Here is a 25,357-nt window from a genome sequence, read left to right as displayed (position 1 = left end):
GCATCGCCGCACGTTCCGTAGTCTCTGCGCATCAACTGGCGGATAGTCAGGGAGGAACACTGAACCATGGCAGCGGCAGAACGCGACTACAGTCTTGTCGGCCCCAACGCGAAGCGCGCGGTGGAGACCGGCCTCGCCTCGGCCGAATGGTACCATACGGACGTGCCGCGCAAGGAGATGAAGGCGCTGATGAAGCGCAGCGACGGGCCGGCGATCCGCGACACGGTCCTATGGCTCGGGTCGATGATCGTCCTGGCCGGCATCGCCGTCTACCTGTTCCCTTCGGCCTGGTCGGTCCCGTTCTTCCTCGCCTACGGCGTTCTCTATGGCTCGGCCGCCGATTCGCGCTGGCACGAATGCGGGCACGGCACCGCCTTCAAGACGCGCTGGATGAACGACGCCGTCTACCAGATCGCCTCCTTCATGATGATGCGCAATCCGGTCACCTGGCGGTGGAGCCACGCGCGCCACCACACGGACACGATCATCGTCGGCCGCGATCCCGAGATCGCCGTCATGCGCCCGCCCGACCTTGCGCGGCTGGCACTCAATTTCTTCGGCATCATCGATGTCTGGCATGCGGCGGTCGATCTCGCGCGCAATGCCTCCGGGCGACTGAGCCCCGAGGAGGCGACCTTCATTCCCGAGCAGGAGCAGCCCAGGGCCATACGCATTGCACGCATCTGGGTGGCGATCTACGCCGCCACCGGTCTTGCGGCGATTGCAACGGGCTCGATCCTGCCGTTCCTGCTGATCGGCGGCCCGCGTCTCTACGGCGCCTGGCACCATGTCATGACCGGCCTCCTGCAGCATGGCGGCTTGGCAGACGACGTGACGGACCACCGGCTGAACAGCCGGACGGTCTACATGAACCCGATCAGCCGCTTCATCTACTGGAACATGAACTATCATGTGGAGCACCACATGTTCCCCATGGTCCCCTATCACGCGCTGCCGCAACTGCACGAGCTGATCAAGCACGACCTGCCCGCGCCCAACCGTTCGATCCTCGACGGCTACCGCGAGATGGTGCCGGCGTTCCTGCGCCAGCTTCGCTACGAGGACCACTACGTGGTGCGCGCGCTGCCGGCGACGGCCAAGCCCTACCGGGCCGAGTTTCACGAAGTCGAGCCGGACCTGGCGCCGGCGCAATAGCAGACACTAGGGAGGTACGCATGAGCCAGTGGGTGGAAGCCTGTGCCGTCGACGATGTCGAAGAGGAAGACCTCATCCGCTTCGATCACGACGGCCGCACCTTCGCGATCTATCGCAGTCCCGACGACGAATTCTACGCCACAGACGGCCTGTGCACCCATGAACATGTGCACCTGGCGGACGGGCTGGTGATGGATCACATCATCGAATGCCCCAAGCACAATGGCCGGTTCGACTATCGCACCGGCGAGGCCAAGGGCGCGCCGGTCTGCGTCAATCTCAGGACGTATCCGGTCAAGGTCGAGGCCGGCCGCGTCCTGATCGACCTGTCCTGACGATGGGCGGCATGGTCATCGTCGGCGCGGGCGAGTGCGGCGTGCGCGCCGCATTCACCCTGCGCGAGGAAGGCTACGAGGGCACCGTCACGCTGGTCGGCGAGGAGCCGCATCTTCCCTACGAGCGGCCGCCGCTTTCCAAGAATGCGCCGCCGGCCGTCAAGCTCATCGCGGAGGAGACGCGCTACCGGGACCTGTCCATCGATCTTTTGCGCGGCACACGGGGCCAGCGCATCGACCGGGAGAACAGGCGCCTCGTTCTCGCGGACGGCCGGACGCTCGACTACGACAGGCTGCTGATCGCGACGGGCGCGCGGGCGCGCCGCTTTGCCGGCATGGAAAAGGCGCGCACCCTGCGCAGCGTCGGCGATGCGGACGCCATCCTGTCGGCCATCGGTGCCGGCACGAAGCTCGTCATCATCGGCGGCGGCTTTATCGGGCTGGAGCTGGCGGCCACGGCGCGCGGGCTGGGCGCGGAAGTGACCGTCCTTGAAGCCGCGGACCGGTTGATGGCGCGGGCCGTTCCGGCGGAGATCGCGGCCATGTTCGAGGACCGCCACCGGCAGGAAGGCGTCCGCCTGCGGCTCGGGGCCAAGGTCGAGGCATTGGAGGAACATGCCGTGGTGTTGGCGGACGGGTCGCGGATCGAAGCGGACATCGTGGTGGCCGGCATAGGCGCCGAGCCGATCACGGGCCTTGCGGCCGATGCCGGGCTCGCCGTCGACAACGGGATCGTCGTCGATGGATGCCTGCGAACGGCCGATTCCAGCATTTTCGCCGCCGGCGACTGCTGCAGTTTTCCCTATCGCGGAGCCCCCGTGCGGCTGGAAAGCTGGCGTTGCGCGCAGGATCAGGGCGCCCACGCCGCCCGCGCCATGCTGGGCTGCGGCGACAGTTTCGTGCGCGTGCCCTGGTTCTGGTCGGATCAGTACGATCTCGGCCTGCAGGTGGCCGGTCTTGCGCTGGCCGACCGCCCGTTCCTGCGGCGGGAGGTGGGCGACGGCGCCTTCGTCCTGTTCCAGCTCGACGGTCAGGGCCGGGTGCTGTCGGCCAGCGGCGTGGGCACCGGAAACGCGGTCGCCCGCGACATCTCGATTGCCGAAAAGCTGATCGAGCGCGGCATCGTCGTCGCGCCCGAGGTGCTTTGCGATCCGGGCACTAGACTGAAACAATTGCTGAAGGGATAGAGGATGACGCGCGCACAGCGAAAGACGGTGCAGGATCTGCGGGACCTGCGCGGCAAAAGGCAGCTATCCATGCTGCGGGTCACGACGCTGGAAGAGGCGGAGGCGGCCGAGCGCGCCGGGATCGACATGGCGTCGGTGCCGACGGACATGATGCTCGACCCCGCCTTCCGCGACGCCGCGCCGTCGATCTTCGCCGTGCCCGGCGAGAACTTCTACGAGATCGGCACGACGGACGACTTCATCCGCTGGGCTTTCGCGCTCTACAAGGCGGGCGCGGACGCGGTCTATTGCTCGGCCGGCACGCAGACCATCGCACGGCTTGCCGCCGAGGGCATTCCCGTTTGCGGCCATGTCGGCCTGATCCCATCCAAGGCCACCTGGACCGGCGGTTTTGCGGCGGTGGGCAAGACTTTGGAGACGGCCAAGCTCGTCTGGAACCAGGTGAAGGCGCTGGAAGAGGCCGGCGCTTTCGCCGCCGAAATCGAAGTCGTGCCGGAGGCGATCGCCGCCGAGATTTCACGCAGAAGCTCGCTTTTCATGATCTCCATGGGCGCCGGCGCCGGCTGCGATGCGCAATATCTGTTTTCCGACGATGTGTTGGGAGCCAATACGGGCCACGTTCCCCGTCACGCCAGGGTCTACCGCAATTTCGCCGCCGAGTTTGCGCGGCTTCAGGAAGAGCGCGTCGCCGCCTATCGGGAGTTCGCCTCCGACGTCCAGTCCGGCGCCTATCCGCAACCGGGCCACAAGGTTGCCGCCAGGGACGAGGTGCTGAGCGCGTTCCAATCCTGGCTCGATGGCGTATAGAGACATCGGCCCCACCACCAGCCGGCGCCCGCGCCCCGCACGACAACCGGACCTTATCCATGACGCACAAGACATTCGACATCACCCTTTCCTGCGAGGACAGGCCGGGCATCGTTGCCGCGGTGACGACCGAGCTTGCCGGGCTTGGCGCCAATATCGCCGAATCCAACCAGTTCTGGGATCAGCGGACCAACCGCTTCTTCATGCGCATTTCGTTCACGGTGGCGGAAGGCGTGAGCCGCGAGGAGATAACGCGCGCGCTGGAACCGGCGATCGCGCGCTTCGACATGAAGACGGCGCTGGCCGACCGCGGGCGGCGGCGGAAGATCGTCATCATGGTCTCGAAATTCGACCACGCGCTGCTGCATCTTCTCTACCAGATCCGCGTCGGATGGCTGGATGCGGAGGTCGTCGCCATCGTCTCCAATCACGAGGATTCGCGCCGCACGGCCGAGGCCGGGAACATACCCTACCACCACTGGAAGGTGACCAGGGACAACAAGGCGGAGCAGGAGCAGAAGCTGCTCGCGCTGGTCAAGGAGACGGGCGCGGATCTCGTCGTCCTTGCCCGCTACATGCAGGTGCTTTCCAACGAATTGTCGAACCGTCTGTTCGGCAAGGCGATCAACATCCACCACTCGTTCCTGCCCAGCTTCAAGGGCGCCAAGCCCTATCACCAGGCCCATGAGCGCGGCGTCAAGCTGATCGGCGCCACCGCGCATTACGTGACGCCCGACCTCGACGAGGGGCCGATCATCGAGCAGGAAACCGAGCGCGTGAGCCATGCCATGAGCGCGGAGGATTTCGTGGCCGCCGGGCGCGACATCGAAAGCCGGGTGCTGGCCCGCGCGGTCAAGCTGCATCTTGAAAGCCGCGTCATGCTCAACGGGCACAAGACCGTGGTGTTCGCCAAGGGGTGACGCGACAAGGGGTGATAGGCCGTTTGCCCCGTCCTGAACTCATCAAGCTCAAATCAAGGGCGGATCTCGATGGCGCAACGGTGCCGGTAGGGCGCTTCCGGCGCCACGATCGTGTTCGGGAAGTGGGGGTTGTTGACCGCGTCGGGGAAGTGCTGGTCCTCCAGGCACATGCCTCCGAAGCGCGGGTACCGGCGGCCTCCGAGCCCTTCCGCCTTTATGTCCATCTGGCCGCCATTATAGACTTGCAGACCCGGCTGATCGGTGAACAGCTCGAGGCGCAAGGAGCCGTCCGGCGCGACGAGGGAGGCCACCGGGTCGGCGGGGTCGCGCCGGGTGTCGAGCACCAGATTCTGGTCGAGAATGATCGGCGCGCCGCTTTCATCGCGCATGGGATGGCCATGCCTGAAATCGAACCGGGTGCCGGCAACCGGCTTGATCTCCCCGGTCGGGATGAGCGCGTCGTCGGTGACCGTATAGGCGCTTGCGGCGACCTCGAGACGATGGTCGAACACCTCGCCGCCGCCCATCAGGTTGAAGTAATTGTGCTGCACGAGATTGACCGGCGTCGGCGCGCTTGCCACGGCGGCGAAATCGATATGCAGGCGATAGCCGTCGAGGCGGTAGATCACCTCCATGTCCAGGCTGCCCGGATACCCCATGTCGCCGTCGGGGCTGGACAGGGACAACCGCAGGGCGTTTGCCTCCAGCGGCTCCAGTTTCCAGAGCTTGCGCGAGATGCCGCCGGGGCCGCCATGGAGATGGTTGGGGCCCTCATTCGGCGTCAGCTCGTATTCCTTGCCGTCGAGCGTGAACCGGCTGCCGCCGATGCGGTTCGCCACCCGCCCCGCCAGCGCGCCGAAATAAGGGCTGTGGGCCGGATAGTCCTCGAAACGGTCGAAGCCCAGCACGACCGACCGCATCTGCCCGCCTACCGGAACCTGCCAATCGCGGATTACGCCGCCGTAATTCATGACGTTCAGGCGGACGCCGGCTTCGCTCTCGAGCACGGCTTCGACGACGTCCCCGCCCTGCCATTCGGCAGTCTTCCTCACCTTGCCCGCCATATTCTCCCCCGTTTGCCAATTGTCGCGCGACAATTGCGGGAGAGCCCGGCCACAGTCAATGGCTTGTCCGGGTTCAAACCGCGTCGAGCCGGGTCCAGGCGCTGTCGGCGCGGGACGATGCGACGCAGGCGGCGATGAAGCGCATGCCGTCCACGCCGTCATGAACGGTGGGCAGAGGCAGGTCGGGCAGCGCCGAGCCGTCCCGCCTGGCGCGGATCATCGCGGCGGCCTCTGTGTAGAGCGTCGCGAAGGCTTCCAGATAGCCTTCGGGGTGGCCGCCGGGAATGCGGGTCACCCGGGCTGCCGCGTCGCCCGCCCCCGCGCCCCCGCGCGTGATGAGGCGGCGCGGCTCGCCCAGCGGCGTGAACCACAGATAGTTCGGATCGGCCTGCACCCATTCGATGCCGCCCTTGGTGCCGTAGACCCTGAGCTTCAGCCCGTTCTCGTTGCCCGGCGCCACCTGGCTGACCCAGATCGTGCCCTTGGCGCGCCCGCCGGCAAAACGCAGCATGATATGCGCGTTGTCGTCGAGTTGCCGGCCGTCGACGAAGCTGTGGAGATCGGCGGCAAGGCTCTCGGCCTTGAGGCCGGTCACGAAGGAGGCGAGCTGATAGGCATGGGTGCCGATATCGCCGATCGCCCCGCCGGCGCCCGAGCGTGCCGGGTCGGTGCGCCAGGAGGCCTGCTTCTGGCCGGTTTGTTCGATGGGCTCGGCCAGCCAGTCCTGGGGATACTCGGCCTGGACCAGGATGATGTCGCCCAGCGCGCCCTCGGCCACCATCTGGCGGGCGTGCCGGATCATCGGATAGCCGGAATAATTGTGGGTGAGGACGAACAGCCTGCCGCTTTTGTCGACCGTTTCGGCAAGCTGCCTCGCGTCCTTCAGGCTGGAGGTCAGCGGCTTGTCGCAGATGACGTGGACGCCCGCTTCGAGGAAGACCTTTGCGGCCGGATAGTGGACGTGGTTCGGCGTGACGATGCTGACGGCCTCGATGCCGTCCTCGCGGGCGGCCTCCTTCGCGGCCATCTCCTCGTAGCTGCCATAGGAGCGATCGGGCGCAAGGCCCAGCTCCTCGGCCGAAGCCCGAGCCCGCTCGGGGTCCGAGGACAGCGCTCCGGCCACCAGTGTATAGTGGCCGTCAAGGCGCGCGGCCATGCGGTGCACCGCGCCGATGAAGGCCCCCTGCCCGCCGCCGACCATGCCGAGGCGGACCGGTTGGTTGTTTGCGATCGTCGATGCGGCCGAAACCATGAGCTTCCCTTTCGTCTTCCAGAGCAATTCCAGGAAAAGTGGGAACCGGTTTTCCGTCCGGAATTGCGTAAAATCAAGCAATCAGTCAGTTCACCGTTTCCGCGAAACGGTGAACTGACCTATCCGATGCCGAGCATGGAGCGCAGTTGCGCCTTGTCCGGAGCGCCGCCGGCGAAGTCGTCAAACGCCTTCTCGGTAACACGGATGATGTGGTTCTTGATGAACGGAGCGCCCTCGGCCGCGCCGTCTTCAGGGTGCTTCAGGCAGCACTCCCATTCCAGCACCGCCCACCCGTTGTAGTCGTACTGGGCGAGCTTGGAGAAGATGCCGGTGAAATCGACATGCCCATCGCCCAGCGAGCGGAAACGGGCGGCCCGGTTGATCCAGCCCTGATAGCCCGAATAGACGCCCTGCCGCCCGTCCGGGTTGAACTCGGCATCCTTCACGTGAAAGGCGGAGATGCGCTCGTGATAGATGTCGATGAAGGCCAGGTAGTCGAGCTGCTGCAGCAGGAAGTGGGACGGGTCGTAATTGATGGTGCAGCGCTTGTGGCCGCCAAGCCTGTCGAGGAACATCTCGAAAGTCGCGCCGTCGAAGACGTCCTCGCCCGGATGCAGCTCGAAGCCGACATCCACGCCGACATCGTCATAGGCGTCCAGAATCGGCTTCCAGCGGCGGGCAAGCTCGCCGAAAGCCTCTTCCACCAGCCCGGCCGGCCGCTGCGGCCAGGGATAAAGATACGGAAAGGCAAGGCTTCCGGTGAAGGAGACCGAGACGTCGAGGCCCAGATTGCGCGACGCCTTCGCCGCCAGCAGCACTTGCTCGACGGCCCAGGCCTGCCGCGCTTTCGGGTTGTTGTGCAGCCTTGCCGGCGCGAACCCGTCGAACGCGATGTCATAGGCCGGGTGCACGGCGACGAGCTGGCCGAGGAGATGGGTGGAAAGCTCGGTGATCTCGACCCCGGCCTCGGCGCATATTCCCTTCACCTCGTCGCAGTAATCCTTCGAGGCGGCGGCTTTCGCCAGGTCGAACAGGCGCCCATCCCAGGCCGGGATCTGAATGCCCTCATAGCCATGTCCGGCCGCCCATCGGGCGATGGAAGGCAAGCTGTTGAAGGGGGCCTCATCGCCGGCGAACTGGGCCAGGAAGATACCCGCGCCCTTCATGGTCGAAGCCATTGTCGTTCTCCTTCTTTTCTTGTCATTGGGCTTGTCCCTTCATCGGGGCGTGCGTGGAGCCATTTCATCACGCGCCTCGGGGTTCGTAGGAAAAGCGGGAAAAATCCGCGTGAATGGCGCTGCCGCTGGTGTCGAACGCGGCCATGCCGATGAAGGCGCCCGTAAAGGAACCATGCTCGCCCCGCCCGCCTTCGTCGGAGATGACGCTGGCGTCCAGCACCGGGCCGGCCTTGCGCCATTGCGCACCGTCAAGGCTGTAGAAGAACTGCAGCCTGTCGTGGTCGATCTCGGCCGCGAGCCCGACCGGGCCCTCTCCCGGCAGTTCCACCGGCGCCTCAAGAGGAAACGACAATTTGCCGTCGGGCCAGTCGCCGGGGCAGCTCATTATGGTCAGCACCCGGCCCAGTTCCTCGTGGAAGGTGACGGCGAGGAAATGGAACTTGTGGCGGTTATAGTAGTGCGTCAGCCCCGCCGCCTGCTGATAGTTCCGGGGCGCGAAGTCGACGCCTGTTTCTGCACGGAACGAGAAATGCTCCTGCCTGCGGGCGACCAGCGCCTGCTCGAACCAGCTCCCGATGGACTCGCGCGCGTGCAGGCGGAGGGCCGAGCCGGTGAGGGTGAAGATGCGGCCGGGTTCGGGAGTGCGCAGCCACTGGAAGTCGTCGGGCAGCCTGGTATCGGTAAAGCGGTGGCGCGCCGAAGCGGGCGCCTTGCGCTCTCCCGCCCCGTCTCCCGTCCCGGCCGGCGCGGCCACCTTCACCTCCGGCACCGGGCTGCCGCTTTCGGGATAAAGCCAGCCGTCCTCGCGCCAGACGCATTTCTGGATTGCGGTTTCGCGGCCGAGCGGAGAGCGCCTCATGCCCGGCAACGGGCGGGAACACAGATGTGTGTGATAGACCTCGCCCTGGGGCGTTTCCACCACCTGGCCGTGGCCGGCGCGCTGGAGCGGCGCGTCGGGATCGTCCTTCGCGGTGAACAGGTGGATTTTCGGGTGCAGTTCATACGGCCCGTCGATGCTGCGCGCGCGGGCCATGGTGACCGCATGCCCATAGCCGGTGCCGCCCTCCGCGACGGTCATGTAGTACCATCCCCCGCGCTTGAAGAGGTGCGGGCCTTCCACCAGACCATGCGGGCTGCCGGCGAAGACGTTCTTCGCCTCGCCGATCAGCTTTCCGGCCGCCGCGTCATATTCCTGCAGGAGTATGCCGGCAAAGGCCGGATGCTTCGGCTTGCCGCCCACCGAATCGGTGCGGTGGTTCCAGACCATGTTGAGAAAATATTTGCGCCCGTCATCGTCGTGGAACAGCGACGGGTCGAAGCCCGACGAATTGACATAGACGGGATCGGACCACGGCCCCTCGATGGCCGGCGCCGTGACGATGTAGTTGTGGGCGTCCTTGAAGTTCCCGTCGAGGCGCTTGACGTCCGTATAGACCAGCCAGAACAGCCCGTCCGCGTGGGAAAGGCACGGCGCCCAGATGCCGCAGGAATCGGGATTGCCGCGCATGTCGAGCTGGCTCGCCCGGTCGAGCGGGCGCCTCACCAGGCGCCAGTTCACCAGATCGCGCGAATGATGGATCTGGACCCCGGGGAACCATTCGAATGTCGAGGTGGCGATATAATAGTCCTCGCCCACCCTGCAGATCGAAGGGTCGGGGTTGAAGCCCGGCAGGATGGGGTTGACGATCATTTGCGGGCCGGTCCCTTGCGCTCTGCCGAAGCGGCCCAGATGTTGATGTCGGCATCGCGCGCGAAGACATCGATCTCGGCCAGTTCCTCGTCGGTGAAATCCGGTTTGTCCAGGGAGCGCACGCAGTCCTCCACCTGGCTCGGCTTGCTGGCGCCGATCAGCGCGGTCGTCACGCGCCCGCCGCGCAGCACCCAGGCGAGCGCCATCTGGGCCAGCGTCTGTCCCCGGCGCCCGGCAATCTCGTTCAGGCCGCGGATATTGGCAAGGTTGCGCTCGGTCAGGAATTCGCTGCGCAGCGACTTGCCCTGGGCCGCACGGCTTTCCTCGGGAATGCCGCCCAGATATTTGTCGGTGAGCATGCCCTGCGCCAGCGGCGAGAAGACGATGGAGCCGATGCCGAGATCGTCGAGCGCGTCGAGCAGCCCGTCATCCTCCACCCAGCGGTTGATGAGCGAGTAGCTCGGCTGGTGGATCAGGCAGGGCGTGCCGAGCTCCTTCAGGATCGCGGCTGCCTCGCGGGTGCGCTGGGCGTTGTAGGAGGAGATGCCGACATAAAGCGCCCGGCCGGAACGGACGATGTGGTCGAGCGCCATCATCGTCTCTTCCAGCGGCGTCTCGGGGTCGAAGCGGTGGGAATAGAAGATGTCGACATAGTCGAGGCCCAGGCGCTTCAGGCTGTGGTCGCAGCTGGCGACCAGATATTTGCGGCTGCCCCATTCGCCATAGGGGCCGGGCCACATGCCGTATCCGGCCTTCGACGAGACGATGAGTTCATCGCGATAGCCCGCGAAATCGGTCCGCAGGATTTCGCCGAAGGCCGTTTCGGCCGACCCGGACGGCGGGCCGTAATTGTTGGCCAGATCGAAATGGGTGATGCCCAGATCGAAGGCCTTGCGGCAGATCGCGCGCTTGTTGTCATGGCGCGAATCCTCGCCGAAATTGTGCCACAGGCCAAGCGAGATCGCCGGCAGCTTGAGGCCGGAGCGGCCGCAGCGGCGGTATTGCATGGTCTCGTAGCGGTTTTCGGCGGGTTGCCAGGTCATGCGTGTTCCTTCTCTTCAGCCAGCAAAGCGTGCGCTCCGGCCACATCCAGCGCCGGCGGGCGCTCGCATGTGGTCTGGAGCTCGATGAAGCTGCCTTTCTCGCCCGATTCCAGGATCGATGTCATTACGTCAATCGCGTGCAACGACATCTCCAGCGAGCAGCGGTGGGGACGCCCCTCGACGATCGCCATGGCCATGTCGGCAAGGCCGACGGCGCGATAGTTGGCGCGGCCGGGGCCGTTCTCCAGATCCTGGTTGGCAACGGCGAAGGGATGCGGCCAGTCCGGCAGCACGTCCACGACCTGCTGCTCATTGGTCACGATCAGATCGCCGCCGAAGAAATTCGGGTCCGGCAGGTGGAGCGAACCCTTGTCGCCATAAAGCTCCATGTTGGAATGCTTGTGATGCCACACGTCCCAGCTCGCGCCGAGGGTGACGATGGCGCCGTTGGCGAACTCCATCACGGCATGGATCGTGGTGGGCGTCTCGACCGGGATCTTCTCGCCCCGGCGCGCCTCCGAAAGGATGGTGCGCTCCTTGGCCGGGATCGATGCGAGCGCCCCGACGCGCCTGACCGGCCCGATGAGCTGGATCAGGTTGGTGACGTAGTACGGGCCGACATCGAGCACCGGACCGGCGCCGGGCAGGAAAAAGAAATCCGGGTTCGGATGCCAATGCTCCATGCCGTGGCTCATGACATGGCACGTTCCGCTGACGACCTTGCCGATGGCGCCGGTGTCGATCACATGGCGGGCAAGCTGGTGTGCGCCGCCCAGGAACGTGTCGGGGGCCGAGCCGACGCGGACGCCCTTGTCCTCGGCCAGCCTTGCCAGGGCAAGGCCCTCTTCCACGGACAGGACGAACGGCTTTTCCGAATAAACGTGCTTGCCCGCCTCGATCGCCTTGCGCGAGACATCGTAGTGGGCCGCGGGGATCGTCAGATTGACGACGATGTCGATATCGCCGGCGGCAAGCAGGCCCGCCACGGTCTCCTGCCTGACGCCGAATTCTTCGGCGCGCGCCTTCGCCGCCGCTTCGTTCACATCCGCGCAGGCGCGTATCTCGATGCCGCGGAAAAGTGGGGCAAGGCGCATATAGGCGGCGGATATGTTGCCGCAGCCGATGATGCCGACGCCCAGTTTCTTGGTCATGCTTATACCTCTTATCTTGGCCGCTGGCGGTGGTGGCAACGCTCAGGCATGGATCCTCGGGTCAAGCCCGAGGATGACGACGGTTGAGGTGTCCCGGCTAATCGCAGACGTCGGCGATTGGCATCGGCCGTCCTTCCTTACTCGTCATCCTCGGGCTTGACCCGAGGATCCATGCCTGACCATCTCAACCCACCATACGGTTCAAATACATTCGACGATTCCGTTCTAGTAGCTGCGTGCGTTTTCGATCGACCGGCGCGCGAAGCGCTCATGGTCGTTCGGCTTGTCGTGCTCCATCACGAAGAAGCGCGTGCTGGTATGCGCCCGCACCGCATCCATGATCGACTTCCAGTCCATCGTGCCGGTGCCGACATCGGCCCAGCCGTCCTCATCGGCGCACTCGCCCTCGGGCGCGGTGTCCTTGATGTGAACGGCGGTGATGCGGCTGCCGTATTTTTCGATCCACTCGATCGGGTTGCCGCCGCCGCGGACGATCCATGCAATGTCGGCCTCCCACGAAAGATCGGGCCCGCCGCGGAATATCTCCTCCTGGGGGATCGAACCGCCCGGCAGGGCGCGGAACTCGAAATCGTGATTGTGCCAGCCGAAGGTCAGGCCGGCGCTGACGAGCTTCTCTCCCGCCTTTTGCAGGCGCTCGCCGAAACGGGCGTAGCCGGCCGCATCCGCAGGCCGCTGGTCGGGCACCAGGAACGGGCAGTACGCCGCCTTCATGCCGACGGTGCTGGCGATCTCCAGCACTTTGTCGGCCTCATTTTCCAGCGCATCGATCCCGAAATGTCCGGAGGTCATCGAAAGGCCGGCCCCGTCGAGCGCCGCCTTCAAGCCCGCCGGATCGCCATAGACGCCGCCATAGCCTTCGACCTGCGCGTAGCCGAGCGACTTGAGCATCGAAAGGGTCTTGTCCAGGGGCGGGAATTCCCGGGATGAATAAAGCTGGTAGGAAAATGCGGTCATGTCTTTCTCCACTATTGGAAGGTCCGCCCGCCTCGTAACGGCAGTGAACTGGGCAATATTCTGGTGGTCCTGCTAATTCGGCGCCGGTCGTTGGAACGTCATAAGCGCATCTCCGTCTCCGCATCGAAAATCGAGGCGCGGGCCGGGTCGAAGCCGACGGCGATGCGGTCTCCCTTCCTGATGGCGGTCTGGCCGTCCACCCGGAAGCGGAACTCGTGGCCGGCCAGGCGGGACCACACGAGCGTGTCGGCACCCATCGGCTCGATCACCTCTACCACGGCTTCGGCCCTGAAGGGCAGGTCCTCGGCCGCCTTGTCCATGAAAATGTGCTCGGGCCGCATGCCGAAGACGACATTGCCTTCGCGCGCTCCGTTGCCGCTGAATTCGTATCGCGCCAGCGGGACTTTCAGATCGCCGGCCTTCAGAAAGGGATCGCTGTTCATGACGAGCTGCCCATCCACGAAATTGATGATCGGCGATCCGATGAAGCCGGCGACATATTTGTTGACCGGGCGATTGTAGATCGTTGCCGGATCGGCAAGCTGCTGAACGGCGCCGTCGCGCATGATGGCGATGCGGTCGGCCAGCGTCATGGCCTCGATCTGGTCATGGGTGACATAGATCATCGTGGTGTTCTCGAGCTGCTGGTGCAGCCGCTTGATCTCCACCCGCAGTTCGGCGCGCAGCTTGGCGTCCAGGTTGGACAGCGGCTCGTCGAACAGGAACACGTCGACGTCGCGCACCAGGGCCCGGCCGATGGCGACGCGCTGGCGCTGGCCGCCGGAAAGCTGCGCCGGCTTGCGTTTCAACAGCGGCTCGATGTGCAGGATCTCCGCTGCCCGGGCTATGCGCCTGGCGATCTCGGCTTTCGGCACGCGCGCGTTTTTCAGGCCGAATGCCAGGTTTCCCTCCACCGTCATCTGCGGGTAGAGCGCATAGGACTGGAACACCATGCCGATGCCGCGGTCCTTGGGCTGCTCCCAGGTGACGTTGCGGCCGCTGATGAAGATCTGCCCGTCGGTGATGTCGAGCAGCCCGGCGATGCAGTTGAGCAGCGTGGACTTGCCGCAGCCGGAGGAGCCCAGAAGGACGAGGAACTCGCCCTTTCCGATTTGAAGGTCGAGATTCTGGAGAACCCTCACATCGCCGAAGCTGAGCGAAAGATCTTTGATGAGTACGCTGGACATGCCCTACCCTTTCACCGCGCCTGCGGCGATGCCGCGGACGAAGAGCTTTCCGGATGCAAAATAGACGACGAGCGGCACGAGGCCGGTGATGATCGTGGCCGCCATGTTGACGTTGTATTCCTTCACGCCCTGCACGGAGTTGACGATGTTGTTGAGCTGCACGGTCATCGGATAGAGGTCCGGCTTGGTGTAGACGACGCCGAATAGGAAGTCGTTCCAGATGCCGGTGATCTGGATGATCATCGCGACGACGAAGATCGGCAGGCTCATCGGCAGCATGATCTTGAAATAGATGCCCCAGAAGCCGGCTCCGTCCACGCGCGCGGCCTTGAACAGTTCCTCCGGCACGGACGAGAAATAGTTGCGGAAGAGCAGGGTCAGGATGGGCATGCCGAAGACCGTGTGCACCAGCACCAGCCCGGTAAGGCCGCCGTAAAGCCCCATTTCCCGCAGGATGATGACGATCGGATAGAGCATCACCTGATAGGGGATGAACGCGCCGATGATCAGGATCGTGAAGAACAGGTTCGCGCCTTTGAAGCGCCAGTTGGACAGCGCATAGCCGTTCAGCGAGGCAATGGCGATGGACAGGACGACCGAGGGGACCGTGATCCTCACCGAGTTCCAGAAGCCGCGCGAGAGCCCGTCGCAATTGAGCCCCGTGCAAGCGGTTGCCCATGCCTTCACCCAGGGCTCGAAGGTGATCTCCATGGGCGGCGAGAAGACGTTGCCGAGGCGCACCTCGGGCATGCCCTTCAGCGATGTCACCACCATCACGTAAAGCGGCAGGAGATAGTAGACCGCCATGACGAACAGCGTGCCGTAAAGGATGATGTTGCCGCGCGAGACGATGCGCCTCGGCCGTGCGCCGCGGGGGCCGGCCAGTTCCTCTGGGATGGTGCCGGCCGCGACTCCGGCTCTGTTGAGGGCGCCTGTGTTAGCCATGACGTTTCTTCCCTCCGAATTCGAGATAGGCCCACGGGATGACGACGATCAGCACCGAGAGCAGCATCATGGTGGAGGCGGCAAAGCCCTGGCCGAGATTCTGCGAGGAGAACATCATGTCGTAGACGTATTTTGCCGGAACCTCCGAGGCGATCCCGGGCCCGCCGCTGGTCTGCGCGACGACGAGGTCGTAGACGCGCACGATGCCCGTCGCGATGATGACGAGGGCGGTGATGAAAACCGGCTTCATCATCGGGACGATGATGAGGAGATATGTCTTCCACATCGGAATGCCGTCGATGCGCGAGGCTTTCCAGATGTCCTCGTCGATCCCGCGCAGCCCGGCCAGCATCAGGCACATGATCAGGCCGGTGCTCTGCCAGAGCGCGGCGATCAGAATGCCGTAGATGACGATGTCGGGATTGTAGAGCGGGTCGAAGGTGAAGCTCTCCCATCCAAGCGAGCGGATCACCCTCTGGATGCCGAATTCGGGATTGAGGATCCACTGCCAGACGAGGCCCGTGACGATGAACGAAAGAGCGAACGGGTAGAGGAAGATCGTGCGGAACGTGTTCTCGAAGCGGATCTTCTGGTCAAGCAAGGCGGCCAGGACGAAGCCGATCACCAGCGAGAAGACCAGCATGCCGAGGCCGTATATGAAGAGATTTTCGATCGATATGAGCCAGCGCGGCGTCGACCACAGACGGTCGTACTGCGCCAGCCCCACGAACTGCAGACGGGGGAGCAGCCCTGAGTCGGTGAAGGAATAGAAAATCGTCCAGAGCGTTCCGCCAGCGAAAATCACCACGGCCGTCAAGATCATCGGTATGGCCGCGATCTTTGCGTGAAGATTCCGGAAAAGCTGGTTCGGACGGCTTTGCTGCGTCATCGCATGATCTCCCGGCCGGCGAACTGTGGAGGGTTTGGAGCCACCGGCCGGCGCGACCGGCCGGCGGCTCCGTGTTCAGGCGGTCAGGTGGCGCTGCCGACGATGTCGACGAAACGCTTCTGCGCATCTTCCGCCGTCATCGACGGCGTGCTGAAGAACTGCGCCATCAGATCATTGATCTGGTTGAGGGCGTCCTGCGACATGAGCTGCTCGCCGGAAGGAACGAGGGTGCCGTTCTCCAGGATCGCAAGACCCTTCTTCATGCAGTCATTGGCCGCAGCGAGGTCGACGTCGCCGCGCACCGGCACCGATCCCTTCTTCAGATTGAAGGCGACCTGGACCTCGGGATCGAGCATCACCGAGGCGAGCTCTTCCTGCGCCTTGGCGATCTCTTCGTCCTCCACCTTCGGGAAGTAGAAGGCGTCGCCGCCGGTCGACAGGACCTGGTGCACGCCGAGCCCGGGCAGACAGGTGTAGTCTTCGCCGGCTGTCTCGCCGGCCACCTGGAATTCACCTTGCGCCCAGTCGCCCATGATCTGGCCGCCGGCCTCGTCGGTGATCACGAGGTTGGTCGCCTGGTTCCAGTCCTGGACCGTCGATTTCGCAGCCATCTTGCGCGCATCGTCGGCGGCCTTGAATATCTTGGCCATCTCCGGGCCGCCGGCCACCTCGGCATTCTTGTCGCCATAGACCTGCTGATAGAGCTCAGGGCCGCCGAGCGAAGCGACGAGGACGCGGAAGGCGCCGCCGATCTGCCAGGGCTGGCCGCCAATGGCGAGCGGGATCTTGCCGGCTTCCTCAAGCGCGGGAGCAGCCGCGACGAACTCGTCCCAATTGCTCGGCACCGGCACGCCGGCCTCTTCGAAAGCCTTGTTGGAAAGCCACAGCCACTCCCAGGAATGGATGTTGACCGGCACGCAGTAGATTTCGCCGTCGACCGTGCAGCTGTCGAGCAGGCTCGCAGGCCTCACGATGTCCTTCCACCCTTCCTCTTCGGCAAGGCCGGTAAGCGGACGCATCAGGCCCGCCTCGACCAGTTCCTCCGTCTGCCGGCCATGGTTGAACTGCGTGGCGCCCATAGGATCGCCGCCGGTGATGCGGCTGATCATGACGGGACGGGCGGTGTTGCCGCCACCGGCGATGGCGCCGTCGACCCATGTGTGGTCGGTCTTTTCCTCGAATGCCTTGGCAAATTCCGCGACCGCGGCGGCTTCACCGCCCGAGGTCCACCAATGCGTCACTTCCAGTTCGACCGCCGACGCGGCCGTTACGGCGCCCATCATGGTGGACGCTGCCAGTGCGGCTTTAAAAGTGTTCATCTCATTCCTCCCATTCGGTGGCCCGCTCGCGGACCAAAAACAAAAAACGGCCTCCTACCGATGAAATCGATTACATGCTATGATGCCAGCGCTTGTAATCGATTACATGTAGCTTGATTTGCCGCGGCAAAAGTGTCAAGCCTTTTATGGGGTCGCTTTGCCGGAAGAGCGGATTGAGGGCACGGGTAGGAACGGGATTGGACAGGAAAGCGACCAAGATTCAGGATGTTGCGCGGGTCGCCGGCGTGTCCACAGCCACGGTGAGCCGGGCCATCAGCAATCCCGAGATCGTGTCGGAGGTGACGCGCGAGGCCGTGTTCGAAGCCATCCGCACGACCGGCTACCACATCAATCTCATGGCCCGTAACCTGCGGCGCAAGCGCACCGGCGCCATCGTCGTGCTGGTGCCCAATCTCGGCAATCCGTTCTTCTCGCGCATCCTTTCCGGCATCGAGCAGACGGCGGCGGCCGAAGGGCTCTCCGTGCTGATCGTGGACACCAAGCATCCCGACGCGGACCAGGCCCAGCTCGTCAGCTATCTGCACAATACCCGGGCGGACGGGCTGATCGCGCTCGACGGCTCCTTGCCCCGCGCCCTGCTCGGCGACGGGCAGGCATCCAGCGCCATGCCGCCGATCGTCTTCGCCTGCGAGTGGATCGCCGACAGCTCCTTTCCCAACGTGGCCATCGACAACGAGGCCGGGGCGGCCATGGCGGTGCGCCACCTCCATGAGCTGGGGCACCGGAACATCGGGCATGTGACGGGGCCTTCTGGCAACGTCCTCACCGAAACGCGGCTCGCCGGCACGCGCAAGGCGCTGGCTTCCCTAGGGCTCGACATCCGCGACGAGTGGTTCATCGACGGCGATTTCAGCCTGCAGTCGGGCGCGGATGCCGCGCGGCAATGGCTTGCCATGGAGGAGCGCCCCACGGCGCTGTTCTGCGCCAGCGACCAGATGGCCTGCGGCTTCATATCCGAGCTCAGCCAGGAAGGGCTGTCGGTGCCCGGCGACGTCTCCATCGTCGGTTTCGACGACATCGACATCGCCCGGCGCTTCATCCCGCCCCTGACCACGATACACCAGCCCCGAAACGCCATCGGCAACGCCGCCGCCAGGCTGCTCATCGAGCAGATCAGCGGCGATGAAACCGAAGCCGCCTCGGCGGTGCATCAGGTGCTGGGCGTCGAGCTGGTGGTCAGGAAAAGCACGGCGCCGCTGGCGTAGGTTCAGGGCATCCTTTGTGCGTCCGGATGGACGCACGGCGCTCTGCCGTTGCGTTTTGCGGTCGGCGCCGTCCTTTCAGATCGCTTCCTCGAACAGCTTGCGGGCATTCTCCGGGTCGAGGCGGACGGGATTGCCGCCGGCCGTTGGATCCTCCAGCGCCATCTGGACCAGGTCGTCGATGCGATCGGTCCCGACGCCGAGCTCGCCCAGCCGGTCCGGCACGCCGAGTTCGGCGCGCAGGCCGATGACGAAGTCGTAGAAGCCGTCGAACCCGCCGGAAATGCCGAGATAGGCGGCAGCGGCCGCGATGCGGTCCTCGATGGCGGGGCGGTTGAGCCTTAGAACGGCGGGCATCACCACCGCGTTGGTCATGCCATGATGGGTGTTGTAGATCGCACCCACGGGATGGGAGAGCGCGTGGATGGCGCCGAGACCTTTCTGAAAGGCGACGGCGCCCATGGCGGCGGCGCTCATCATGTGCCCGCGCGCCTCCAGATTGCCGGGGTCGGCCACGACCTTTGGAAGATTCTCCTTCACCAGCCGCATTCCCTCGAGCGCGATGCCCTGGCTCATGGGATGGTAGAAGGGCGAGGAATAGGCTTCCAGGCAATGGGCGAAGGCATCCATGCCGGTGCCGACCGTGATCGTTGCGGGCATGCCGACGGTCAGCTCGGGATCGCAGATGGTGACGGCGGGGAGCATCTTCGGGTGGAAGATGATCTTCTTAACGTGGGTCACGGAGTTGGTCAGCACGCCGGCGCGGCCGACTTCAGAGCCGGTGCCTGCCGTCGTCGGCACGGCGACGATGGGCGCGATCTTTGCCGCGTCGGCGCGGGTCCACCAGTCGCCGATGTCCTCGAAATCCCACACGGGCCGCGTCTGCCCGGCCATGAAGGCGACGAGCTTACCGAGGTCCAATCCCGAACCGCCGCCAAACGCGACGACGCCGTCATGGCCGCCCTCGTTGAAGACCTTGATGCCGGCGGCAAGATTGTTCTCGTCCGGATTCGGATCGACGTCGCTGAACATGGCCGCGCCCAGCCCGGCGTCGCCGAGGACGGCAAGCGCCTGGCCGGTGATGGGCAGCGGCGCCAGGCCCTTGTCGGTGACGAGAAGCGGCCGGCTCATGCCGGCGGCCTTGCAGGCCTCGGCCAGTTCCTTCACGCGCCCTGCCCCGAAACGGATGCTGGTGGGGTAGGACCAATTGGCAGTCTGGCTCATGATTTTCTTTTCCTGAGATGGAAGGATTTCGGGCGGGTGAGGTTGTGGAAGCCGATCTCCGACAGCGCGCCGCCGCGGCCGGTGTCCTTGCAGCCGGTCCAGCACAGGGCCGGATCGAGGTAGTCCGCCCGGTTCTGGAAGACGGTTCCGGTCTCGACGAGCCCGCCGATACGCTCCGCGCGCTCGGCATCGGCCGTCCACAGCGAGGCGGTGAGGCCATAGGGGCTGTCATTCATCAGCTCCAGCGCTTCGTCGTCGTCCTCGACCTTCATGATGCCGACGACGGGGCCGAAGCTCTCGTCGCGCATGACACGCATCTGATGGTTCACGTCGACGAGAATCTGCGGCATCAGATAGGCGCCGCCATCGTCCTGCGGGAACAGCTTTGCGTCGATCAGGGCACGCGCGCCCTGCGCCACGGCATCGGCCGTCTGGCTGCGCACTTCGGCCGCGAAGCGCTTGTTGGCCATGGGCCCGATGGTCGTCTCCTGATCGAGCGGATTGCCGAGCTTGAGCTTTTCCACCCAGGCGACGGATTTTTCCACGAAGGCGTCGAACAGCGGCTCGGCCACGTAAAGCCGCTCGATGCCGCAGCAGCACTGGCCGGCATTGTACATGGCGCCGTCCATCAGCACGTCGACCGCCCAGTCGAGATCGGCATCCTCCATCACATAGGCGGGGTCCTTCCCGCCCAGCTCCAGCCCAAGCCCGGTGAAGGTGCCGGCGGCGGCGCGCTCGATGGCCTTGCCGCCGCCGACCGATCCGGTGAAATTGACGAAGCCGAAAAGGCCGGCCGAGACCAGCGCCTCGGTGCCCCTGTGGTCGAGGAAGAGATTGACGAACACCTCCTCCGGCACGCCTGCTTCGTGAAAGGCGCGGGCGATCCGCTCGCCAACGAGCAGGGTCTGCGTGGCATGCTTCAGCACCACCGCATTGCCGGCGATCAGCGCCGGAACGATGGTGTTGATCGCCGTCATGTAGGGGTAGTTCCAGGGCGCGATGACCATCACGACGCCATGCGGCTCGCGCCGGATGAAGCGCGAGAAGGCGGCCGAATCCTCGATTTCGATGGGCGCCAGGGCCCGCGCGGCGATCTTGGCCATATAGTCGGCGCGCTCGTTCATGCCGCCGAACTCTCCGCCGTAGCGGACGGGCCTTCCCATCTGCCAGGCAAGCTCCGGCACCACCTCGTCCGCCATCTGGTTGAGGCGGGCGATGCCGGCGCTGACCAGGGCGATGCGCTCGTCCAGCGGGCGGGCGGCCCATGTCTTCTGCGCCTTGGCCGCGCGCTCGACCCGCTTGGCGGCCTCCGCGGGCGGCATGACCGGGCGCTCCGCATAGACGGAGCCGTCGATCGGCGAAATGCATTTCAATGTGTCTGTCATCTTAGGCTCTCTCAAATCCGCGGCGGACTTCCCAGTCGGTGACGCGGCGGTCATATTCGGTCTGCTCCCAGCGCGCGGCGTGCACATAGTGGTCGATCACCTCGTCGCCGAAAGCCGTCCGCATAAAGCGGGAAGCGTCGAGCGCGGCGGTCGCCTCGCGCAGGGTCTGTGGAATCTCGCGGACGTCGCGGCCGTGATAGGCGTCGCCGACGAAGGCGGGCTCCAGCGCCAGCTCGTTCTCGATACCGTCCAGCCCCGCCGCCAGCAACGCCGCGAATGCAAGATAAGGGTTGAGATCGGCCCCGCCCACCCGGCACTCCACCCGCACGGCCTTGCTGCCGGCACCGCAGACGCGGTAGCCGGCGGTGCGGTTGTCCATCGACCAGATCGCCTTGGTCGGCGCGAACGTGCCGGCGGCAAAGCGCTTGTAGGAATTGATATAGGGCGCCAGGAAATAGGTGATCTCGCCGGCATGCGCCAGCAGGCCCGCCATATAGTTCCTCATCAGGTCCGACATGCCGTGTTCCTTGCCGGGGGCGAAGAAAAGCGGCTTGCCGTCGAGCGACCACAGCGACTGGTGAACGTGCGAGGAATTGCCGGCGGCCGCATTGTCCCATTTGGCCATGAAGCTGACGGCGCGGCCGTTCTTCCAGGCGATCTCCTTGCAGCCGTTTTTCACGATGGCGTGGCGGTCGGCCATGGTCAGCGCGTCGGCGTAGCGGACGTTGATTTCCTCCTGCCCGGCATCGGCCTCGCCCTTGGAGTTCTCGACGGGCACGTCGGCACCGTTCAGGCCGTTGCGGATCGCTCGCATCACGCCCTCTTCCTTGGTGGTCTGGAAGATGTGGTAGTCCTCGTTGTAGGCGCTGATGCGCTCCAGCCCGCGATAGCCCTTGGCGTGGGCCTCCTCGTAGGAATCGCGGAACAGGAAGAACTCCAGCTCCGAGGCCATCATGGGCTTCATGCCCAGCGCCTTCAGCCTTTCGATCTGCGTCTTCAGCATCGCGCGCGGGGAATGCGGAACCTCGGCATGGGTGTGGTGGTCGAGCACGTCGCACAGCACCAGCGCCGAGCCTTCCAGCCATGGAATGCGCCGCATGGTGGTGAGGTCCGGCTTCATCGTGTAGTCGCCATAGCCGGCTTCCCAGCTCGTCGCGCGGTAACCCTCGACCGTGTACATTTCAAGGTCCGTCGCCAGCAGGTAGTTGCAGCTATGGGTTTCCTCGAAAGCGCTTTCGAGGAAGAAATCGACGTGGAAGCGCTTGCCCATGAGCCGCCCCTGCATGTCGACCAGCGCCACCAGGACGGTGTCGATCTCGCCGGCCGCCGCGGCGGCCCTCAGTTCTTCCAAAGTCAGCTTTCCGGGCATGGCGTTCTCGACTTTCTTGGAGCGGGATACGAAGAAGTGGACACTGTTCTTATTCGCAAAGATCCCGCGACAAACAATGGGCTGTCATGAATGAGGCGCCCCCGGTCTAGCGGGAGCGCCTGTCTCGGAGCGCGCTCAGGACGCGCTGTAGGGGAAGCCGGACTTGTTGATGACGGCGTTATAGTCCTTGAATATCTGGACCACTTTCGCCTTGGTCTCGCTTTCCGCGGCGATCTCGTCCCAGAATTTCTTTGCCGCTTCTTCGACCTCGTTCCACTCGGCCGCCGGCACCGTCGTCAGCTCCAGCTTCTCGCCGGAAGCGCGCAGCTTTGCCTCGCCGCCCCAGTACCACTGGTTGCGGAAGGTGTGGCTTGCTTCCATGCAGGACATGTAGAGCGCCTTGAGATGGTCCGGCAGGTCCGCCCATTTCCGTTCGTTCGCGAACCACGAACCGATCCAGGCACCGGAGATATTGTTGGTGGTGAAGTAGTCGGTCACGTCCGCCCACCCCACGGTGTAGTCCTCGGTGATGCCCGACCACGCCATGCCGTCGAGTTCGCCCGTCTGCACCGCCACCTCGGCGTCCTCATAGGGGATCGACACGGGCACGACGCCGAACTGGGCCAGGAAGCGGCCAGCGGTCGGGAAAGTGTAGAGGCGCAGGCCCTGGAGATCGGACAGGCTGCGGATCGGCTTCTTGGTGTTGAAGTGACAGGGGTCCTGTCCGGCCGCCGAAAGCCACACCACACCGCCGGCCTTGGCATATTGGTCGCGCCAGATATCGGCGAGGCCGTATTGCTGGAACAGCACCGGCACGTCCAGGATGGAGCGCGTGGCGAAGGGGAAGTAGCCGCCGAAGACGGAGACTTCCACCGGCGCGGCCATGGAATCGTCGTCCGAATGCACGGCGTCGATGGTGCCGGCCTGGAGGGCGCGGAAAAGCTCGCCGGTCGGCACGATCTGGTCGGCGTAGAACAGCTCGATCTCCATCTCGCCATTGGCCGCCTCGTTGACGGCATCGACGAAAGGCTTCGTCACGAACTCGCCCAGCGTCGAGCCGGCATAGGTCTGCATGCGCCAGCGGATCGGCGCCTGCGCGCGCACGACGGCGGGAGCGGCGAGGCTGGCTGCGCCGGCCATTCCCGCGGTCCTCAGGAAATTGCGTCTCGATGTCATGATTGCGTTCTCCTCTGTGTTTTCGGTTTCTTGTTTCCTCGTCAACCCTGCAGCTTCCCCTGGAACTGCGATGGCAGCCACAGGGCGATCTGAGGGAAGAGCATCACCAGCGCGAGCGCCAGAATCATCACCAATACGAACGGGAAGACGGAAGCGTAGATGTCGCGCAGGCGGATTTCGGGGGGTGCCATGGCGCGCATCAGGAACAGATTATAGCCGAAGGGCGGGGTCATATAGGCGATCTGGCAGGTGATCGTGTAGAGCACGCCATACCAGATCAGGTCGAAACCGAGCGCCCGCACGAGCGGAATGTACAGCGGCGCTATGATGACCAGCATCGCCGTATCGTCCAGGAAGGTGCCCATCAGCAGGAAGGAGAGCTGCATCAGGATCAGCACCTCCCAGGGGCCCAGACCCAGATCCTCCAGGAAGAAGCCCTCGATGGCCCGCACGGCGCCCAGCCCGTCGAAGATCGCGCCGAAGGCGAGCGCCGCCAGGATGATCCACATGAACATGCAGGTGATGCCCAGCGACTTGCGCAGCGTGTTCTCCCATACCTGCGCCGTCAGGCGCCCCTTGATGGCGGCGGCGACCGTCGCCGAGATGGCGCCGACGGCGGAGCTCTCCACGAGGCTGGTGATGCCCATCAGGAACAGGCCGGTCATCATGAAGAAGATGGCGAGCGGCAGGATGCCGGCGCGCAGCAGCCGCAGCTTCTCGGCGAGCGGAATGTTGCGCTCCTCCTCGGGCAGGACCGGGCCGAGATGCGGCTGCAGGCGGCAGCGCACGGCGATGTAGACGACGAACAGCGTCGCCATCATCAATCCGGGAAGCGCGCCGGCCAGCCAGAGCTGGCTCACCGGCTGCCGAGCGATCATGCCGTAAAGCACGAGCACCACCGAAGGCGGAATGAGGATGCCCAGCGACGAGCCCGCCTGGATGACGCCGGTGACCATGATCTTGTCGTAGCCCCGCCGCAAAAGCTCGGGCAGCGCGATGGTGGCGCCGATCGCCATGCCCGCCACCGAAAGACCGTTCATCGCCGAGACGATCACCATCAGCACGATCGTGCCGATGGCCAGGCCGCCGCGGACCGGACCGAACCAGACGTGGAACATCTCGTAGAGGTCGTCCGCGATGCGGCTTTCCGACAGCATGTAGCCCATGTAGATGAACATCGGCAGCGTCAGCAGCGGATACCATTTCATCAGCTTGATCGATTGCGCGAAGGCGATCTCCACGCCGCCCGTCCCCCAAAGGAGAAGGGCCGCCGCCACCGCTACGGCGCCGATGGCGCCGAAGACGCGCTGCCCGGTGATGAGCATCAGCATCATCGAGACGAACATCAAAAGGGCGATGGTTGTGTAGTCCATTTCTACGCCTCGACGCCGCGAAGCCGGGCGACATCGCGGATCAATTCCGCGATGGACTGCAGCAACATCAGGAAAATTCCGAAGGTGGCGACGAGCTTGACCGGCCACATATAGGGCCGCCACACCGAATGCGCGCGTTCGCCATATTCGATCGCATAGGTGGTGCTGGAGATGCCGCCGTAGAACAGCACGCCGAGGAAGAAGATCAGGGCAAGGACGGTCACCGCGTCGAGCGCGGCCTTGCGCCTGTCGGAGAGCGCGCCGTAGATGAGATCCATCCGCACGTGATCTCCGAGCTGCATGGAATAAGGTCCGCCCAGGACGTAGTAGCCGACCATGACGAACTGGGCCATTTCGAGCGTCCACAGCGACGGGTAGCCCGCCTGCTTGGACACGGACGACCACATCAGGATGCCCGCGAGGACCACGATCAGATACATGGCGAAGCGGCCGATGGCGCGGTTCACCCGGTCGACGACGCGGACATAGCGCAGGAGCAGTTCAGGCATC

23 protein-coding genes are annotated in these 25,357 nt (G+C 64.8%); 6 read left to right on the top strand and 17 right to left on the bottom strand.

Going from position 1 to position 25,357, the window contains the following annotated elements:
* Positions 1 to 66: 66 nt before the first annotated feature.
* The 5 genes from NTH_RS15275 to purU are packed head-to-tail and all read left to right on the top strand — an operon-like array spanning position 67 to position 4,404.
* Positions 67 to 1,155, top strand: a complete 1,089-nt coding sequence (locus NTH_RS15275) for a fatty acid desaturase family protein (protein WP_338530815.1) — start codon at positions 67 to 69, stop codon at positions 1,153 to 1,155.
* A 20-nt stretch (positions 1,156 to 1,175) separates the two neighbouring features.
* Positions 1,176 to 1,490 (top strand): MocE family 2Fe-2S type ferredoxin, encoded by a 315-nt coding sequence (locus NTH_RS15270; RefSeq protein ID WP_338530814.1) that lies wholly within the window; start codon positions 1,176 to 1,178, stop codon positions 1,488 to 1,490.
* A gap of 2 nt (positions 1,491 to 1,492) precedes the next feature.
* Entirely contained in the window at positions 1,493 to 2,677 is a 1,185-nt protein-coding gene (locus NTH_RS15265; protein WP_338530813.1) for an NAD(P)/FAD-dependent oxidoreductase, read from the top strand.
* Positions 2,678 to 2,680: 3 nt separating this feature from the next.
* On the top strand, positions 2,681 to 3,484 hold the full coding sequence (locus NTH_RS15260; RefSeq protein WP_338530812.1) for a 3-methyl-2-oxobutanoate hydroxymethyltransferase: 804 nt from the start codon (positions 2,681 to 2,683) through the stop codon (positions 3,482 to 3,484).
* Between the two features lie 59 nt (positions 3,485 to 3,543).
* The gene (purU, locus tag NTH_RS15255) at positions 3,544 to 4,404 is read left to right on the top strand and encodes a formyltetrahydrofolate deformylase (RefSeq protein WP_338530811.1); all 861 of its coding nucleotides are present in this window, start codon (positions 3,544 to 3,546) and stop codon (positions 4,402 to 4,404) included.
* Positions 4,405 to 4,457: 53 nt separating this feature from the next.
* Here the strand turns inward: purU and NTH_RS15250 are convergent, their stop codons facing one another.
* From NTH_RS15250 to NTH_RS15200, 11 genes are all read right to left on the bottom strand, one after another.
* Positions 4,458 to 5,468 (bottom strand): aldose epimerase family protein, encoded by a 1,011-nt coding sequence (locus NTH_RS15250; RefSeq protein ID WP_338530810.1) that lies wholly within the window; start codon positions 5,466 to 5,468, stop codon positions 4,458 to 4,460.
* Positions 5,469 to 5,541: 73 nt separating this feature from the next.
* Positions 5,542 to 6,720, bottom strand: a complete 1,179-nt coding sequence (locus NTH_RS15245) for a Gfo/Idh/MocA family protein (RefSeq protein WP_338530809.1) — start codon at positions 6,718 to 6,720, stop codon at positions 5,542 to 5,544.
* A 119-nt stretch (positions 6,721 to 6,839) separates the two neighbouring features.
* Positions 6,840 to 7,898 (bottom strand): sugar phosphate isomerase/epimerase family protein, encoded by a 1,059-nt coding sequence (locus NTH_RS15240; protein ID WP_338530808.1) that lies wholly within the window; start codon positions 7,896 to 7,898, stop codon positions 6,840 to 6,842.
* Between the two features lie 67 nt (positions 7,899 to 7,965).
* On the bottom strand, positions 7,966 to 9,588 hold the full coding sequence (locus tag NTH_RS15235) for a glycoside hydrolase family 43 protein (RefSeq protein ID WP_338530807.1): 1,623 nt from the start codon (positions 9,586 to 9,588) through the stop codon (positions 7,966 to 7,968).
* Entirely contained in the window at positions 9,585 to 10,631 is a 1,047-nt protein-coding gene (gene mgrA, locus NTH_RS15230; RefSeq protein WP_338530806.1) for an L-glyceraldehyde 3-phosphate reductase, read from the bottom strand. Before mgrA ends, NTH_RS15235 begins: the two co-directional genes overlap by 4 nt.
* Positions 10,628 to 11,782, bottom strand: coding sequence for a Gfo/Idh/MocA family protein (locus tag NTH_RS15225; protein ID WP_338530805.1), 1,155 nt, complete (start codon positions 11,780 to 11,782; stop codon positions 10,628 to 10,630). Before NTH_RS15225 ends, mgrA begins: the two co-directional genes overlap by 4 nt.
* Positions 11,783 to 12,007: 225 nt before the next feature.
* Positions 12,008 to 12,757 (bottom strand): sugar phosphate isomerase/epimerase family protein, encoded by a 750-nt coding sequence (locus tag NTH_RS15220; protein WP_338530804.1) that lies wholly within the window; start codon positions 12,755 to 12,757, stop codon positions 12,008 to 12,010.
* A 98-nt stretch (positions 12,758 to 12,855) separates the two neighbouring features.
* Positions 12,856 to 13,944, bottom strand: a complete 1,089-nt coding sequence (locus NTH_RS15215) for an ABC transporter ATP-binding protein (RefSeq protein ID WP_338530803.1) — start codon at positions 13,942 to 13,944, stop codon at positions 12,856 to 12,858.
* 3 nt (positions 13,945 to 13,947) lie between these two features.
* On the bottom strand, positions 13,948 to 14,889 hold the full coding sequence (locus NTH_RS15210; RefSeq protein WP_338530802.1) for a carbohydrate ABC transporter permease: 942 nt from the start codon (positions 14,887 to 14,889) through the stop codon (positions 13,948 to 13,950).
* A complete protein-coding gene (locus NTH_RS15205) occupies positions 14,882 to 15,778 on the bottom strand; it encodes a carbohydrate ABC transporter permease (RefSeq protein WP_338530801.1) in 897 nt (298 codons plus the stop codon). The genes NTH_RS15210 and NTH_RS15205 overlap by 8 nt, the downstream gene beginning before the upstream one ends.
* Before the next feature lie 83 nt (positions 15,779 to 15,861).
* Positions 15,862 to 17,097 carry an ABC transporter substrate-binding protein gene (locus NTH_RS15200; protein ID WP_338530800.1) on the bottom strand — a complete coding sequence of 412 codons (1,236 nt, stop codon included), beginning with the start codon at positions 17,095 to 17,097 and terminating at the stop codon, positions 15,862 to 15,864.
* A gap of 197 nt (positions 17,098 to 17,294) precedes the next feature.
* Between NTH_RS15200 and NTH_RS15195 the strand changes: the two genes are divergently transcribed.
* On the top strand, positions 17,295 to 18,323 hold the full coding sequence (locus tag NTH_RS15195) for a LacI family DNA-binding transcriptional regulator (RefSeq protein ID WP_338530799.1): 1,029 nt from the start codon (positions 17,295 to 17,297) through the stop codon (positions 18,321 to 18,323).
* Positions 18,324 to 18,398: 75 nt separating this feature from the next.
* Here NTH_RS15195 and NTH_RS15190 read toward each other — a convergent pair whose 3' ends face one another.
* From NTH_RS15190 to NTH_RS15165, 6 genes are all read right to left on the bottom strand, one after another.
* The gene (locus NTH_RS15190; RefSeq protein WP_338530798.1) at positions 18,399 to 19,544 is read right to left on the bottom strand and encodes an iron-containing alcohol dehydrogenase; all 1,146 of its coding nucleotides are present in this window, start codon (positions 19,542 to 19,544) and stop codon (positions 18,399 to 18,401) included.
* Positions 19,541 to 20,929, bottom strand: a complete 1,389-nt coding sequence (locus NTH_RS15185) for an aldehyde dehydrogenase family protein (protein ID WP_338530797.1) — start codon at positions 20,927 to 20,929, stop codon at positions 19,541 to 19,543. The genes NTH_RS15190 and NTH_RS15185 overlap by 4 nt, the downstream gene beginning before the upstream one ends.
* A 1-nt stretch (position 20,930) precedes the next feature.
* On the bottom strand, positions 20,931 to 22,298 hold the full coding sequence (locus NTH_RS15180) for a glutamine synthetase family protein (RefSeq protein ID WP_338530796.1): 1,368 nt from the start codon (positions 22,296 to 22,298) through the stop codon (positions 20,931 to 20,933).
* A 135-nt stretch (positions 22,299 to 22,433) separates the two neighbouring features.
* Positions 22,434 to 23,474 carry a TRAP transporter substrate-binding protein gene (locus tag NTH_RS15175; RefSeq protein ID WP_338530795.1) on the bottom strand — a complete coding sequence of 347 codons (1,041 nt, stop codon included), beginning with the start codon at positions 23,472 to 23,474 and terminating at the stop codon, positions 22,434 to 22,436.
* Between the two features lie 41 nt (positions 23,475 to 23,515).
* Positions 23,516 to 24,847 carry a TRAP transporter large permease gene (locus NTH_RS15170; protein ID WP_338530794.1) on the bottom strand — a complete coding sequence of 444 codons (1,332 nt, stop codon included), beginning with the start codon at positions 24,845 to 24,847 and terminating at the stop codon, positions 23,516 to 23,518.
* Between the two features lie 2 nt (positions 24,848 to 24,849).
* On the bottom strand, positions 24,850 to 25,356 hold the full coding sequence (locus NTH_RS15165; RefSeq protein WP_338530793.1) for a TRAP transporter small permease subunit: 507 nt from the start codon (positions 25,354 to 25,356) through the stop codon (positions 24,850 to 24,852).
* Position 25,357: the final 1 nt, after the last annotated feature.

Origin of the sequence: Nitratireductor thuwali (assembly GCF_036621415.1) — a bacterium.
GTDB lineage: Bacteria > Pseudomonadota > Alphaproteobacteria > Rhizobiales > Rhizobiaceae > Chelativorans > Chelativorans thuwali.
Note: the sequence above shows the minus strand (reverse complement) of the source record. Positions and strands in the feature narration are given on the sequence as shown.

Coding starts and splice junctions, on each gene's coding strand:
- NTH_RS15275 (WP_338530815.1), top strand. CDS start 67: ATGGCAGCGGCAGAACGCGACTACAGTCTTGTCGGCCCCAACGCGAAG.
- NTH_RS15270 (WP_338530814.1), top strand. CDS start 1,176: ATGAGCCAGTGGGTGGAAGCCTGTGCCGTCGACGATGTCGAAGAGGAA.
- NTH_RS15265 (WP_338530813.1), top strand. CDS start 1,493: ATGGGCGGCATGGTCATCGTCGGCGCGGGCGAGTGCGGCGTGCGCGCC.
- NTH_RS15260 (WP_338530812.1), top strand. CDS start 2,681: ATGACGCGCGCACAGCGAAAGACGGTGCAGGATCTGCGGGACCTGCGC.
- purU (WP_338530811.1), top strand. CDS start 3,544: ATGACGCACAAGACATTCGACATCACCCTTTCCTGCGAGGACAGGCCG.
- NTH_RS15250 (WP_338530810.1), bottom strand. CDS start 5,468: ATGGCGGGCAAGGTGAGGAAGACTGCCGAATGGCAGGGCGGGGACGTC.
- NTH_RS15245 (WP_338530809.1), bottom strand. CDS start 6,720: ATGGTTTCGGCCGCATCGACGATCGCAAACAACCAACCGGTCCGCCTC.
- NTH_RS15240 (WP_338530808.1), bottom strand. CDS start 7,898: ATGGCTTCGACCATGAAGGGCGCGGGTATCTTCCTGGCCCAGTTCGCC.
- NTH_RS15235 (WP_338530807.1), bottom strand. CDS start 9,588: ATGATCGTCAACCCCATCCTGCCGGGCTTCAACCCCGACCCTTCGATC.
- mgrA (WP_338530806.1), bottom strand. CDS start 10,631: ATGACCTGGCAACCCGCCGAAAACCGCTACGAGACCATGCAATACCGC.
- NTH_RS15225 (WP_338530805.1), bottom strand. CDS start 11,782: ATGACCAAGAAACTGGGCGTCGGCATCATCGGCTGCGGCAACATATCC.
- NTH_RS15220 (WP_338530804.1), bottom strand. CDS start 12,757: ATGACCGCATTTTCCTACCAGCTTTATTCATCCCGGGAATTCCCGCCC.
- NTH_RS15215 (WP_338530803.1), bottom strand. CDS start 13,944: ATGTCCAGCGTACTCATCAAAGATCTTTCGCTCAGCTTCGGCGATGTG.
- NTH_RS15210 (WP_338530802.1), bottom strand. CDS start 14,889: ATGGCTAACACAGGCGCCCTCAACAGAGCCGGAGTCGCGGCCGGCACC.
- NTH_RS15205 (WP_338530801.1), bottom strand. CDS start 15,778: ATGACGCAGCAAAGCCGTCCGAACCAGCTTTTCCGGAATCTTCACGCA.
- NTH_RS15200 (WP_338530800.1), bottom strand. CDS start 17,097: ATGAACACTTTTAAAGCCGCACTGGCAGCGTCCACCATGATGGGCGCC.
- NTH_RS15190 (WP_338530798.1), bottom strand. CDS start 19,544: ATGAGCCAGACTGCCAATTGGTCCTACCCCACCAGCATCCGTTTCGGG.
- NTH_RS15185 (WP_338530797.1), bottom strand. CDS start 20,929: ATGACAGACACATTGAAATGCATTTCGCCGATCGACGGCTCCGTCTAT.
- NTH_RS15180 (WP_338530796.1), bottom strand. CDS start 22,298: ATGCCCGGAAAGCTGACTTTGGAAGAACTGAGGGCCGCCGCGGCGGCC.
- NTH_RS15175 (WP_338530795.1), bottom strand. CDS start 23,474: ATGACATCGAGACGCAATTTCCTGAGGACCGCGGGAATGGCCGGCGCA.
- NTH_RS15170 (WP_338530794.1), bottom strand. CDS start 24,847: ATGGACTACACAACCATCGCCCTTTTGATGTTCGTCTCGATGATGCTG.
- NTH_RS15165 (WP_338530793.1), bottom strand. CDS start 25,356: ATGCCTGAACTGCTCCTGCGCTATGTCCGCGTCGTCGACCGGGTGAAC.